7 protein-coding genes are annotated in these 13,957 nt (G+C 68.7%); 1 reads left to right on the top strand and 6 read right to left on the bottom strand.

The genetic code is table 11. The features are described 5' to 3' along the window. Window positions 1–356 precede the first annotated feature (356 nt). Both LXT13_RS04390 and LXT13_RS04395 read right to left on the bottom strand, forming a co-directional pair. Window positions 357–3,143: a TonB-dependent receptor domain-containing protein gene (locus LXT13_RS04390; RefSeq protein WP_233370401.1), complete on the bottom strand. Its 2,787-nt coding sequence runs from the start codon at window positions 3,141–3,143 to the stop codon at window positions 357–359. Window positions 3,144–3,431: 288 nt separating this feature from the next. Next, window positions 3,432–5,621, bottom strand: a complete 2,190-nt coding sequence (locus tag LXT13_RS04395) for a malate synthase G (RefSeq protein WP_233370402.1) — start codon at window positions 5,619–5,621, stop codon at window positions 3,432–3,434. 157 nt (window positions 5,622–5,778) lie between these two features. Here LXT13_RS04395 and LXT13_RS04400 point away from each other — a divergent pair, with 157 nt between their 5' ends. Further along, a complete protein-coding gene (locus tag LXT13_RS04400) occupies window positions 5,779–6,693 on the top strand; it encodes a LysR family transcriptional regulator (RefSeq protein WP_233370403.1) in 915 nt (304 codons plus the stop codon). Here the strand turns inward: LXT13_RS04400 and LXT13_RS04405 are convergent. The 4 genes from LXT13_RS04405 to LXT13_RS04420 all read right to left on the bottom strand — a co-directional run bounded on the left by LXT13_RS04405 (window position 6,669) and on the right by LXT13_RS04420 (window position 13,957). Further along, complete coding sequence (locus LXT13_RS04405; protein ID WP_233370404.1) at window positions 6,669–8,744, bottom strand: DNA/RNA non-specific endonuclease; 2,076 nt, start codon at window positions 8,742–8,744, stop codon at window positions 6,669–6,671. The genes LXT13_RS04400 and LXT13_RS04405 overlap by 25 nt on opposite strands. A gap of 65 nt (window positions 8,745–8,809) precedes the next feature. Further along, window positions 8,810–10,504, bottom strand: a complete 1,695-nt coding sequence (locus LXT13_RS04410) for an AMP-binding protein (RefSeq protein WP_233370405.1) — start codon at window positions 10,502–10,504, stop codon at window positions 8,810–8,812. A gap of 115 nt (window positions 10,505–10,619) precedes the next feature. Further along, on the bottom strand, window positions 10,620–13,367 hold the full coding sequence (locus LXT13_RS04415; protein WP_233370406.1) for a serine/threonine-protein kinase: 2,748 nt from the start codon (window positions 13,365–13,367) through the stop codon (window positions 10,620–10,622). After that, window positions 13,367–13,957 (bottom strand): ECF-type sigma factor, encoded by a 591-nt coding sequence (locus LXT13_RS04420; protein WP_233370407.1) that lies wholly within the window; start codon window positions 13,955–13,957, stop codon window positions 13,367–13,369. Before LXT13_RS04420 ends, LXT13_RS04415 begins: the two co-directional genes overlap by 1 nt.

Raw genomic sequence — 13,957 nt, forward strand, 5'->3', positions numbered from 1 at the left:
CTGACTTGATGGGTCCGAGCGCGCCTCGCCGCCGCGGTGCCACGGCAGAGAGATGCCAAGTCTCAATCGCTGGAATTAGTTACAAACTCGGGTTAATACTTATTGATTCGAGATATGTCTTAACATCCCCGCAAAACCCTTCCAGATAGGGGGATTTCCCGCCCCCCACGACTCACGCTTGTAGTGGGACTGTTGTCTGCCGGCCACGCGTGACCTTCGTCACGGGTCAGGTATTCGCGGGCTGGGCATCAAGCGCACGGCTTTACTCGCATCCGTGGTTGGCCTCGCTCACGAAAAAGGCCCGCCGAGGCGGGCCTTTCGGTCAGCCCGCGATGACGCAGGCCGCATGCCGACGATCAGAAGCTGTAGGAGCCCGTCACGTAGACCGTACGCATCATCGGGCTGGCGTAACGCGGGTCGTAGGCGACCTGGTGGCCCGACGAGTCGCGCAGCGTCAGCGGCGGCGCAGAGTTCAGCAGGTTGTTGATACCCAGTCGCAGTTCCAGCGCCTTGCTCCAGCGGTAGGTGCCCTGGTAGTCCAGCGTGATGTATTCCGGCACGTCCAGCGCAATGGTCGTGTTCTTGCCGGTCGACAGGTCGCGGACGGTCTGGTTGCGGTCCTTGTACTTGCTGCGGTACTTGATGAACAGCGAGTTCGTGAAGTTGCCGCTCTGCAGCTTGAACTGCGTGCCGAAGATGTTGCGGAAGGTGACTGCCGCGTTCTCGCCGTAGTGGCCCATGCTGTCCGTGAAGTCATCGCTGGTACCTGGGCGGGTGTAGGACGACTTGATCATGTAGGTGCCGTTGACGGACGTGGTCAGGCGGCCCACATCGGGGATGTTGACCCGGCCTTCGAACTCCCAGTCGATGCCCTTGGTGATCTGCTGACCGATGTTGGTGGACAGCGCCATGAACGCATAGAAGTCGTTCTTCTCCGCGGGCTGACGGTACAGGGAGAACAGGTTGGCATATTTCTGCGGGTCACCGAAGGCCTGGTTGGCCGACACGCCGCTGACCGCGTCGCGCAGCTTGACCTGCCAGTAGTCGAACTGGGCGCTGAAGTTGGCGGTCGGCTCCACCCGGAAGCCGAGCGTGGCCTGCTTGGACTTCTCGGGCTTCAGGTTCTCGTTGCCACCACTCAGCTGCGAGTACTGCGCCTTGCCGGGCTTGCACGGCGGCGAGCCGCTGCCGTCGCCAGGGAAGGGGCAGTCGTACTGGGAGGCCGTCACGCCGTTGGACACCAGCGGCTGGGCGATGTCCAGCATGTCGGGTGCCTTGAAGCCGGTGCCATACGAGCCACGCACCATGATCTGGCTGGAGATCGTGTACTTGCCGGAGAGCTTGTAGGTCGTGGCCTTGGCGGTCGTGCCAAAGTCGCGCCCGTTCACGGCATCCTTGATCTTGCTGATGCTGTCGCGACGCAGCGAGGCATTGAGCTCCACGTTCTTGGCCACCGGCACCAGCAGCTCGGCGAACACGCCGTAGTTGTCGCGCTCGAGGTCGTACTTCGGGTTGGCGGCGAAGTTGTAGATCACCCCGTTGACCGCATCGTTGGACGGCGTCTGCTTGTAGTGGTAGTTGCGGACGTCCAGGCCCACGCCCAGGTTCACCGGACCAGCCGGCAGATCGAAGAGCTCACCGGACGCGCGCACGTCGCCACCCTTGAGCGTCGTCGATGCGGTGCGGATGCTGCCGTGGTAGATCGAGTCGCTGATGAGTTGCTGCGCAGCGGCGGTCTGGTTGCCGGAGGGCACGAACGGGTCGATCGCCAGCGCGCTGACGATGTTCGTGAACTCGGTCTTCTTGAAGTAGCCGCCGACGTACTGCTCGTCCAGCGCGTTCTGCGACCAGGTCAGCGCGCCGTTGATGTTCCAGCTGCCGATGTCCGCTTCAGCGCCGACGACCACGTGCTTGGCCTGCGTGATGGTTTCCGAATTGCGCGTGCCGAAGTCGGTGGCGCGGAACGCGGCCGTGACGGTGTCCACGCGCGCCTGCTGTTCGGCCGTCAGATAGGGCGAGACGTACTTGTTGTAGAGCGCCGAGCCCACCGGAATGTCGATCGGCACCGGGTTCGGGGCGATACGGGCCGTCAGGTCATAGCGGGTGTAGGCCAGGTCCGAGAACAGCTTGACCGAATCGTTGACCTTGAACTGGCTCGACACAAAGGCGGCATCCCGCTTGTATTCGGGGTAGATGTCGATCGTCGAGACGAAGTCGAACGCGCACTGGGCGGTGCCGGCCTTGTTGGTTTTGACGTCGGCCAGCGGGATGGTGTTGGCCAGGTTGTAGAAGTTGTTCGGTGCACAGCTCCCGTTGGACATCAGGTACGGGTTGAACGAGTAGGCGCTGAGGGGCTTCGTGTCGGTGCCGATCTTCTTGAACGTCACCTGCGCGTTGGCCGGGTCGGCGGACGTGCTGGTGCGGTCGTAGACATAGTCCTTGCCCTGGTAGGAGACGGGCACATAGGCAGTCTTGGCGAAATCACGGTCGCCGGACTTCAGCCGCTGCTGGTCGTCGTGCCGATAGGTCGCCACGACATTGAAGCGGTCGCGCTCCAGGTCGCCGAAGCCGTAGGTGATGCTGGCATACGCCGACTTGCCGCCGCCCTCCAGCGGGTTGGAGTAGCTGGCGGTGATCTCGCCACCCTGCTTGTTGCGCTTGAGCACGAAGTTGATGACGCCGGCGATGGCGTCGGAGCCGTACAGCGCCGAAGCGCCGTCGGTCAGCACTTCGATGCGGTCGATGGCGCTCATCGGGATCGAGCTGAGGTTGACGCGGCCGCCGTCACCGGTGGGTGCGAGCCGACGGCCGTTCAGCAGCACCAGCGTGTAGGCCTGGCCGATGTCGTGCAGCGACGCGAAGGCGGTACCACCCGAGTTGGAGCCGATGGCCGTGTCGGCGATCGAGAAGCCCTGCATCGCCGGAATGCGCTGCAGCAGCTCGGCGACGTTCGTCGCACCGGTGGACTTGATCTGTTCTGCGCTGAAGGTCTGGATGGGCACCGAACCTTCGCTGGCGATCCGCTTGATGCTGGAACCGGTGATTTCCACCCGCTCGAGCTGCTGTTGGGCAAAAGCCGGCTGCATGGCGGCGGTGATGCAGGTCAGCGCAGCGGCGGCGCTGACGGCATGGCGTTTGAGCATTGATAACTCCTGGCAGTGAACAAAGCCATCACCTGATGGGTGGAGGCACTCGTCTTCCCGGCTGGTCATGCCGGGAGGCCCGCGGAGTGTGAAGAAAGTTGCAGCTCGAATCAGAGGGGGGAGCCTCTACAGCGCCATTTTTTGCACATTTGCCACGTCATTTCCGTGAAATGCACCACCATAAGTCGCTTTTTGCACTGTATTGGTGCTTCAATGTTGCCTTCTTGCAACGCACTTTAGAAGTGGTGTGGGGGCGGAGTCACATCGTGTCTCATCCGCCCAACGTCCTTAAGGCTTGCTGCTGCCCTTAACCCGCAAGCGCCAGGCATGCAGCAGCGGTTCCGTATAGCCGCTCGGCTGGGCCTCGCCCTGGAAGACCAGGTCCAGCGCGGCGCGCATGGCGGCCCCTTCGGGATGGCCGGCCAGCGTCCGGTACGCCGGGTCTGCGGCGTTCTGGCCATCGACGACCTTCGCCATGCGCGTGAAGGTCTCGCGCACCTGCTCCGGTGTCACGACGCCATGCCGCAGCCAGTTGGCGATGTGCTGGCTGCTGATGCGCAGCGTCGCGCGGTCTTCCATCAGGCCGATGCCGTTGATGTCTGGGACCTTGGAGCAGCCGACGCCCTGGTCGATCCAGCGGACGACGTAGCCCAGGATGCCCTGGACGTTGTTGTCCAGCTCCTGCTGGCGCTGCTCGGCGGTCCAGTTCACGTCGGCCACGACCGGGATGGTCAGCAGTGCGTGGAGCAGGCCTTCCTGCTCGGCGGCGAGGTCGACCTGTTCCAGTTCCTGCTGCACGGCGGCGACGCTGACCTGGTGGTAGTGCAGCGCGTGCAGCGTAGCGGCCGTGGGCGAGGGCACCCAGGCCGTGTTTGCGCCAGCCTTCGGATGGCCGATCTTCTGCTCCAGCATCGCGGCCATCAGGTCTGGCATGGCCCACATGCCCTTGCCGATCTGCGCGCGACCTCTCAAACCGCAGGCCAGGCCGGTCAGCACGTTGCTGCGCTCGTAGGCCTGGATCCAACTGGACGTCTTCATGTCGCCCTTGCGCAGCATCGGGCCGGCGCGCATGGCGGTATGCATCTCGTCGCCGGTGCGGTCCAGGAAGCCGGTGTTGATGAAGGCCACGCGGCTGGCCGCGGCGGCGATGCAGGCCTTCAGGTTTACCGAGGTGCGGCGCTCCTCGTCCATGATGCCCAGCTTGACCGTGCTATCCGGCAGGCCTAGCAGCTGCTCGACGCGCGTGAACAGCTCGGCGGCGAAGGCTACCTCGGCCGGGCCGTGCATCTTGGGTTTCACGATGTAGACCGAGCCTGTCCGCGAGTTGCCGCGGCGTTTCAGGTCGTGCATCGCGATGGTCGTCGTGACGACCGCGTCCATGATGCCCTCGGGGATCTCGCTGCCGTCTTCGAGCAGGATGGCCGGGTTGGTCATCAGGTGGCCCACGTTCCGCACGAACATCAGCGAGCGGCCGTGCAGCGTCACCGAGCCGGCATCCTTTCCGCCAGGCGCCGTGTAGACGCGGTCCGCGTTCAGGCGGCGGGTGAAGGTCTTGCCGCCCTTGCTCACCTCCTCGGTCAGCGTGCCCAGCTGGATGCCCAGCCAGTTCCGGTAGGCCAGCAGCTTGTCCTCGGCATCCACGGCCGCGACGGAGTCTTCCAGGTCGAGGATGGTCGACAGTGCCGCTTCCAGCACGACGTCGGCCACGCCGGCGGCGTCGCTCTTGCCGATGGGCGTGCTGCGGTCGATGCGGATGTCCAGGTGCAGGCCGTGGTGGACCAGCAGCACGCTGCTCGGCGCGGCGGCGTCGCCCTGGTAGCCGGCGAAGGCGGCGGCTTCTTTCAGGCCCGTCGTCGCGCCGGAGGCGAGCGTCACGATGAGCTGGCCACCCTCCACGCGGTAGTCGGTCGAATCGGTGTGCGAGCCCGTGGCCAGCGGCGCCGCCTGGTCCAGCACCTGGCGGGCGTAGGCGATGACCTTGGCACCGCGCACCGGGTTGTAGGCGCCGGCGCGCGTGGCGCCGTCGGTCTCGGGGATGGCGTCGGTGCCGTACAGCGCGTCGTACAGCGAACCCCAGCGCGCATTCGCTGCGTTCAGCGCATAGCGTGCGTTCAGTATGGGCACCACCAGCTGCGGGCCGGCCTGCCGGGCCAGCTCGGCGTCGACGTTGGCGGTCGTCGTCTGCACCTGCGCCGGCGGCTCGACAAGGTAGCCGATGCGCTTCAGGAAGGCTTGGTACGCCGTCATGTCGGCGATGGGACCGGGGTGCGCTTCGTGCCAGGCGTCCAGCTCGGCCTGCAGACGGTCGCGCTCGGCCAGCAGCGCGCGGTTCTTCGGTGCCAGCTCATGGGCGATGGCGCTGAAGCCGGCCCAGAACGCCTCGCGGTCGACGCCGGTGCCGGGCAGCACCTCGGTGTCGATGAAACGGGCGAGGGCGGCGTCGGCCTGCAGACGGTGGATGGTGGTGCGCGTGGACATCGGGAGCCTCCGTGGAGAACGATGAAAGATTGCCGCACATCTTGCCGCTGTGCGAGCCCTCGATTTGCTGCAGTGCACATCAATCATCTGTGACTGCAGCGCACGAATCGGCCGGGACGACCCGCACTTTGGATGGCTGCGACAGCACAATGCCGACATGGACAAGCTCAAACAGATCGAGTCCTTCGTGTTGGTGGCCGCCAAGGGCAGCCTGACGGCCGCGGCGCAGGTGGAAGGCGTCGCACCTGCCGTCATGGGCCGGCGGCTGGATGCGCTGGAGGCGCGGCTGGGCGTCAAGCTCATGCTGCGCACGACGCGGCGCCTCACGCTGACGCCCGAGGGCCAGGCCTTCCTGGAGGACTGCCAGCGCCTCATCGCCTCGCTGGCCGATGCCGAAGCCGCGGTCAGCGCCGGCGGACTGAAGGCCACCGGCCACCTGCGCGTGACGGCGCCTGCCGGCTTCGGCCGCCGCCATGTCGCGCCGCTGGTGCCGGCCTTTCTGGCGGAGCACGCGGGCCTGAGCCTGTCGCTGAACCTCAGCGACCGGGTCGTCGACATCGTTCACGAGGGTTTCGACTGCGCAGTGCGCGTCGGTGACCTGCCGGACTCCAGCCTCGTCAGCACGCGGCTGGCCGACAACCGGCGGCTCTGCGTGGCGGCACCCAGCTACCTCAAGCGCGCCGGCGCGCCGAGGCATCCCGACGAACTGGCCCGCCACGCCTGCCTGACGCTCAGCTCCGAGGCCAGTCAGACGCGCGGCTGGGCCTTCCAGGTGGACGGCGCCGTGCAGCATGTGCGCCCTGCGGGCCGGCTGGACTGCAGCGACGGCCAGGTGCTGCATGACTGGTGCGTCGAAGGCCTCGGCCTGGCGTGGCGCAGCACTTGGGAGGTGGAGGCCGACGTGGCCGCCGGCCGGCTCGCCACCGTGCTGGACGAATTCGCCGCGCCGCCCAACGGCATCTACGCGGTGTTTCCGCGCTCACGCCACCTGCCGCTGCGCACGCGGCTGTGGGTGGAGCACCTGCGGGCGCACTACGGGCGGGCGGACTACTGGCGCGGCACGGCGGCCTGAGCGAAGGTGTCGGCTGCGACCAGCTTGGGGAACTTCAGTCCCGTGCGGCTCTGGATTTCCTTGATGGGCCTGGGCCGGTAGCTGCCGAAGTCGATCTCCTCGGTGATGGGCCCGTGCTCGCGGATCTCGTCCGACTGGTCCAGCACGAAGCCGGCGGCCTGCAGCCTGCCGGCCTCCACCCAGGCCACGATCTTCCAGAACCGCGTCGGCACCCGCATGCCCTGGCGCTTCAGGCTTGCCGGCACGCCCGCCTTGAGCTCGTTGAAGTACGGGTCGTCGACGCTGAAGATCGGGCCGGCGAAGTAGCTGACCCTCCGGCCCGACATGACGTGCCGCGACACGATGTCCTCCAGGTTGCCCCACTCGTTGTTGTTGAAGTCGGCAAACATCGGCGTTGCATTGGCGATCATGAAGGACTGCAGGTCCGAGCGCTGGCGCAGCTCGTCGTCGGCCCCCCAGGACGCGTCCTCGCGCTTGAACAGGTGGCCGCGTTGAACGGCCGTGCTGAAGATGCTGTCGTCGGGCTGGAATTTCTCGTCCATGCGCGGGTCGGTGCCCCAGGCCGTGGGCCGCTTGCCCACCGACGTGCCCGGGTGCACCACCTTCCACAGCTGGCGGCCGTCGACATTGCAAGCCGCGAAGAACGCAGTACGCCGCTCGGCGTTCACGACGAGCGAGTAGTGCAGGTAGTTCAGCACGTGGCCGCTGCCGTCCTTCAGAGGCGCCACCTCCTTACGGACCTCGCTCGACAGGCTCGGCAGCGCGACCTGGAACCCGGCGCCGAGGAACCCCGGCTGGTAGCCCGGCCCCTGGACGAAGTCCAGCGGCTTGCGGACCAGCTTCTCCTCGACACCCGCCTCGCCTTCCGCCTCCGTGGGCGGCACGACCAGCGGATGCGTGGCGCGCTCGACCGGTCCCACCGACGGGTCCTGCGCGACGGCCAGCATGCGTTCCAGCGCCTGGGCCGCCGGGCCGGCGTCCGTGCCGCCCATAGCCACCTTGGCCTTCAGCGACGCGTAGATGCGGCTGACGCGCGTGCCCTCGTTCGTCTCGTACTGGATGGAGCGCTTGGCGTCGCCCTCGCGGGCGGGCGTGCCGTCGCGCCGCAGCACCACGCGCTGCCCCTTCTTCGTTGCGACCTTGGGGACGCCGCCGCGGTGCAGCGCCACCACGTACCACTCGTCGGTGCACACCGGCGAGCCCGACGAGCCCTTGAGCGTGTCCGTGCCGTAGAACAGCGAGTTCTGCGCGCCGAGCGCGTCCAGCGCATCCTTCGGTGGCTCCTCGAAATAGTTGTCCCGCAGGGCCACCTTCTTTCCCTGCCCGAGCGGGTGCTGGATGATGTTGGCCGCCTGCCGGCGGTTCGGGTCCACCTTGCCGGTTTCCTCGAACAGGCGCAGGTAGCCGAACTGGCTCAGCGGCTCGTCCTGCGACGTCTTCGGCGACACGGCGACCAAGCAGTAGTCCAGCTCCTTGTCGGACACGTAGAGCTGCCGCGGCAGCAGGTCGAATAGCTTGGGCGTCTTGGGCCGCCCGTCCACGTCGTCCTCCTGGTCGAAGGCGACGAACGACACCGAGGCGTAGGTAGCGTCCGGCAGCACGTGGTGGTTGGTCATCAGCAGCCCTGGCGCCACGAGGAAGCCGGTCGCATCGCCCTCCTCGTCGACCATGCCGCGCACCGTCAGCTTGCCCACGGCGCGCGCCGCCAGCAGCGCGATCTGCAAGTAGCGCACCGGCCGCAGGTCGTTGTCGGCGAACAGCGCCTCGGGGATGGCGACGGCCGGGTCCAGCAGCGGCGGCGGCACGCCCGCCACGAGTGCTGCGGCCTGCGGCTGCTGCAGCACGGCGTTCGCCAGCACGTTCAGGCGGTCGCTCTTTGACGTGAAGTCGCGGGCGTTCCTGAGGCCGAGGTGCATCCGCTCGATCGCTGCCGCCTGCGGGTCCACCCGCTGGTGGGCCTTGTAGTCCACGTACCGCTGCGCGGCCGCCATCAGTTCGCCCAGCTTGACGCCCATGTGGCCTCCTCGCGTGCCGGTTTCGATGGGCACCATGGTGGTGGCAACCGGAGCGCGCCACCATCCGCAAAGCTGCGGAGGGCGCGCTGGACCGGCCGGCGTCAGTCGCCGAACTGCACTTTCGCCCGCTGCCGTTCCCACGCCTCGAACCGGCCGCCGTACGCCTCCTCGATGCGGTTGCGCTTGACCTTGAAGGTCGGCGTGATGAAGCCGTTGTCCACGCTCCACGGCGTCTTGATGAGCACCAGCGTGTCCAGCTGCTCGTGCGGGTCGAGCCGGGCGTTGACGTCGTCCAGGTGGCGGCCCAGCTCGGCCACCAGCCCGGCCGAATCACTCGCCACGCGCTGCAGCCCCAGCGGCGACAGCATCGCGATGCCCAGCGGCTGGCCCATGTTGGCGCCGGCCACGCAACAGGCCTCGATATGGGCGTTCATGCCCAGCTTGTCCTCGATGGGGGCGGGCGCCACGTATTTGCCCTTGCTAGTCTTGAACAAGTCCTTCACGCGGCCGGTGATGCGCACGCAGCCTTCGGCGTCCTGCGTGACCTTGTCGCCGGTCTTCAGCCAGCCGTCCTCGGTCAGGGCGTCAGCGGTCAGCTGCGGCTCCTTGTAGTAGCCCAGCATCAGCGCGGGGCTGCGCATCTGCAGCTCGCCGGTGGCCGGGTCGATGCGCGTCTGCACGCCGTCGTAGGCCGGGCCCACGGTGCCGCGCTGGTTCCTGCCCGGCAGCGTCATGTGCGACAGCGCGAGGTTCTCGGTCATGCCGTAGCCCTCGTTGATGTGCAGGCCCAGCGTGCCGTACCAGTCCAGCAGCGCGACGGGCATCGGCGCGGCGCCGCCGACGGCGATGCGGCACTGGTCCAGCCCCAGCGCCTTCAGGATCTTGCGCCGCACGAGGCCACCGATGATCGGCAGCCGCAGCAGCAGGTTGAGCTTCTCGGCCGGCATCCGGGCCTGCACGCCCTGCTGGAACTTGACCCACAGCCGCGGCACGCTGAAGAACACGGTGGGCCGCGCGCGCTGCAGGTCGGCGGTGAAGGTGTCCAGCGAGTCGGCGAACCACAGCCGCAGGCCTTCCTTCAGCCAGGCGTGCTCCACCAGCACGCGCTCGGCCACGTGGGCCAGCGGCAGGTACGACAGCATGCGGTCGGCCGACGTCATCGGGAAGCGCGCCAACCCCTCGGCGATGGCCCAGGCGAAACCACCGAAGCTGTGCATGACGCCCTTGGGGTTGCCCGTCGTACCTGAGGTGTAGATCAGCGTGCACAGCTCATGCGCGCCGCGCACCGGCTCGCCGGCCAGCGGCGCCGTGCGCTGGCAGATGGCGTCCCAGCTCTCGTAGCGGGCGCGCACGTCGTCGGGCGACAGCGCATAGCTCGCGCCCGGCAGTTCGGCCGGCACGCCGCGCTTCATGCCCTCCCAGCCATCCAGCTTGCCGATGAAGACGAAGCGCGCGTCGCTGTGCGCAAGGATCTGCCCGATGGTCTCGGCCGCAAGCGTCGGGTACAGCGGCACGCTGACGTAGCCGGCCATCCAAATCGCCAGGTCGGTCATCAGCCACCAGGCGCAGTTCTTGGACAGGATGGCCACCTTGGCGTCCACCGGCCAGCCCTCGGCTTCGCCTTTCGCCTTCAGGAAGGCCGCCATGCGACGCACCTGGCCGGCCACGTCGGCCCAGGTGAAGTCCTTCACGGCACCGCCGCCCATCGGCTGGACCATCGTCACGGCGGTGCCGGCCGTGCGTTCCCAGTGGTAGAGGCGTTGCAGCGCGAGCTGGTCGGCAGCGATGGTGGCCATGACAAGTCTCCGGTGTTCTTGTGGGTCGACGACGGTAGCGCGCGGCGCAGGTCCGCCGAAGCGGGAAAACGCACAGTGGCGTGACGCTGTGCCCAGAGTGGCTAGAGACGCCTCTCTAGAACTGGCCGTCCCAGCGCCCCGGCGGCGCCGGGGCATCCAGTTCGCGGCGCAGCCGGTCCAGCGGCGATGTTGGCAGCCAGGCCGGGCGCAAGGCGTCCGCACGGGCCAGCGCGGCGCTGACCGGCTGGCCGGCCAGCCGCAGGCTCAGCGCCAGGTCGAGCTGGGCGGCCCAGTGTCGCAGCGGCTCGGGCTGGGGCAGGCCGTCCAGGTAGGCGACGCGACGTTGCAGTGCGGCGATGCTGGCCGGCAGCGCATGACGCTGACGGTCGAGCTCGCCCTGCCATTGCGAAATGAGGCTCTGCAGCGCGGCATGCCGCTGCAGCCAGGGCTGCGCCTCGGCGTCCTGCAGCGTGACGAGCGCCATGCCGGCGAGATCGGGGCGCTGCAGTGCCAGCGCGGCCCGCACGACCTGGCCCGTTGCCATCACCCAGTTGGGCCCGCTCAGCACGGGCGAGGGCCGCAGCGCCTCGGTCAGGCGCTGCACTTCGGCGGCTGCGCCTTCGGTCTGGCCGGCGTTGACGCGGGCCAGCAGCGCGGCGGCCTCCAGCGGCAGGCGCAGCGTCGGGTGGTCGGCCGTCCGCACGCTCGCCAGCAGCGCGTCGTGCACCGGCAGCGCCTCCGCCCATTGGCCCAGCTCGCCAAGGTGCCGCGCGAGGTCGGTGCGCACACGTAGCGTGCTGAGATTGCCGGGGCCTAGCAGCGCATCGCAATCACGGGCGATCTGCAATGCGGCGGCGACGCTCGCCTCCGGCCGACCCAGGCGTGCCTGGGCGTTCCAGATCTGGCGACGGATCTGAAGTGCAAAGCGGGCGCGGTTCGGCGGCACGTTGTCGAGGGCCGGGCGCATCGCCATCGCCGCCTGCTCCGCGTCGAGCACGCGGCCCTGCGCCAGTCGCAGCTGGAAGACGTAGGTGTTGAAGAAACGCGCGTCGAAGTGGTCGGCCGGGAATTGCTGCAGCACGAGCGGCCAGGCCCGCGCACGCATGGCCTCGGCCTCGTCCAGGCGGCCGGCCTGCGCGTAGGCGACGATGAGCTGGTACATCAGCTCCAACTGGTCGCCGACGTCCCGGCCCTGGCGCTGTGCCGTGGCCAGCAGCGGTTCGCCGCGTGCTATGACGCCCAGAGGCGAGCCGACGAAGGTGTCCAGCCGCATGCGCAGCTGGCGGGCGCGCACGGTGGCGGGCGCGTCGTCGCCCCACAGTGTCTCGGTCAGCGAGATGAGCTCGTCGGCCAGCGGGATCGCGATGTCGTGGCGGTTCATGTCCGCGTACGTGTGGGCCATCACGTCCAGCACGCGGGCATGCGTCACCGGGTCGGCGGCGAAGCGCCTGGGCAGTTCGGCGCGGCTGCGTTCCAGCAGCTCCAGCACGTTCGGGATGTGGCCGCCATGCCGGTCTGGGTTGGCGCTGGCCAGCAGCTCGGTCAGGAAGGCCGTGACCGCCTCGCTCTGCTGCGCCGCGGCCTGCGCCTCGCGCCGTTGCCACAGGCTGATGGCCAGGCCGGTGCTGAGCGCGGCGAACACCAGCGTGCCGCCGATGGCCACGCCCGCATTGCGTCGTGCCCACAGGTGCAGCCGGTGGCGCCAGTCCTCGCGCCGCACGCTGACCGGCCGCTGCGTTAGCCAGCGCTGCAGGTCGTCGATCAGCGCGCCGACGCTGGCGTAGCGCTCGGCCGGTTCGCGCCGCAGTGCCTTGGCGACGACGGCCTCCAGGTCGCCCGCGGCGCGCTGCGCATCGGGTGGCCGGCCGGGGCCGATTTCCAGCCGGGTGGACGTGTCGTCGGGCTGCTCCAGCGTCTCGCGCAGCCGCTGCGGGCGGCTGTGCAGCACGGCATGTTCCAGCGCCGCGCGGCTCTGGCCCCGCTTGCCGAACGGCAACCGGCCGGTGGCCAGCTCGTGCAGCATGACGCCCAGCGAGTAGATGTCTGCCGCCACGCCAATGGCGCCGCCGGTGATCTGCTCGGGCGCCGCGTACGCGGGTGTCAGACGCCGGCCCGTGATCTGCGTCAGCGCGTTGTCGGCCTGCTGGCCCGAGTCGTCCAGCAGCCCGGCAATGCCGAAGTCCAGCAGCTTGGCCTGGCCCTGCCCGTCCACCATGACGTTGCTGGGCTTCAGGTCACGGTGGACGATGAGCTGCGCATGCGCGTACTCCACCGCGCTGGCCACGCTAACGAGCAGCTTCACCCGCTCGGCCAGCGGCCGGCCGCGCACATGGACCGACAGCGTCTGCCCGGCCACGTACTCCAGCACGAGGAAGGCACGGCCGTCCTGCTCGCCGGCGTCCAGCAGCCGCGCGATGCCAGGGTGGGCCAGCCGGCCCAGCAGCGCACGCTCGCGGGCGAAGCGGGCGGCCAGGCCGGAGCCGGCCACGTCGTCGCGCAGCAGCTTGATGGCGGCCTGGCCCTGATAGAGGCCGTCGGCGCGCTCGGCACGCCAGACCTGCCCCATGCCACCTTCGCCCAGCAGCTCGGCCAGGCGCCAGGCGCCGAGGCGGTCGCCCGCGTGCGCGGCGCTGGAGACCGGCTCCGCCAGCGCGCCGGACAGCCGCCGGCTGAAGCTGAAGATGCTGGAGCCGGGCGGGGCGTCCAGCACGTCGTCGTCCGACAGCGACTGCAGCATGCGCGCCAGCTGCGCCGCCAGCTCGGGCGGCTGCAGTTCGGCCAGCCGGCGCTGGCGCTCGGCCTCGGGCAGCTCGACGAACTCGTCGAACAGCGCCGACAGCCGTTGCCACTGCGCGGGCTTCATCAGTACACGGTGTTGGGCGAGTCGCCCAGCAGCTCCTGCAGCAGCGCGCGGGCCTTCAGCAGCTCGCGGTTGATGCTGCGCGTGGACAGGCCGCGCAGCGTGGCGACCTCGGCGATGGTCAGGCCGGCAAAGCCGATCATCTCGATGAGCTCGTACAGCGTCTGGTCCAGCGTGCGCATGCGCTCCAGCGCCTGGTCCAGGCCGATCAGGTCCACGGCCTCGCTCTGCACGTCGGCCACGTCATCGGCGGCCGACAGCGTGACGAGCACGGCATCGCCGCCGCGCTTGTCGCGGCCCTCGGTGCGCAGGTGGTCGATGACGACCGAGCGCAGCACGCGGCCCACGTAGGCGAAGAACTGGCCGCGCGTGTCGCCCTGCAGCCCTTGCTGGTCAGCCATGCGCAGGAAGCCCTCGTGCACGAGCGCCGTCGTGTCCAGGCCGGCCACGCGACCGCCGGGGCCGCTCTGCGCCAGCCGAACGCGGGCCACGCGCTTGATCTCCGGGTACAGCGCCGCGTAGAGCTGCTGCAGCGCCGCCGCGTCGCCGCGGGCCGTGCCGACGAGGAGCTCGGTGATGCCCGGCGTGGTCAT

It is taken from the genome of Pelomonas cellulosilytica (assembly GCF_021353265.1).
GTDB classification, from domain to species: domain Bacteria; phylum Pseudomonadota; class Gammaproteobacteria; order Burkholderiales; family Burkholderiaceae_C; genus Pelomonas; species Pelomonas cellulosilytica.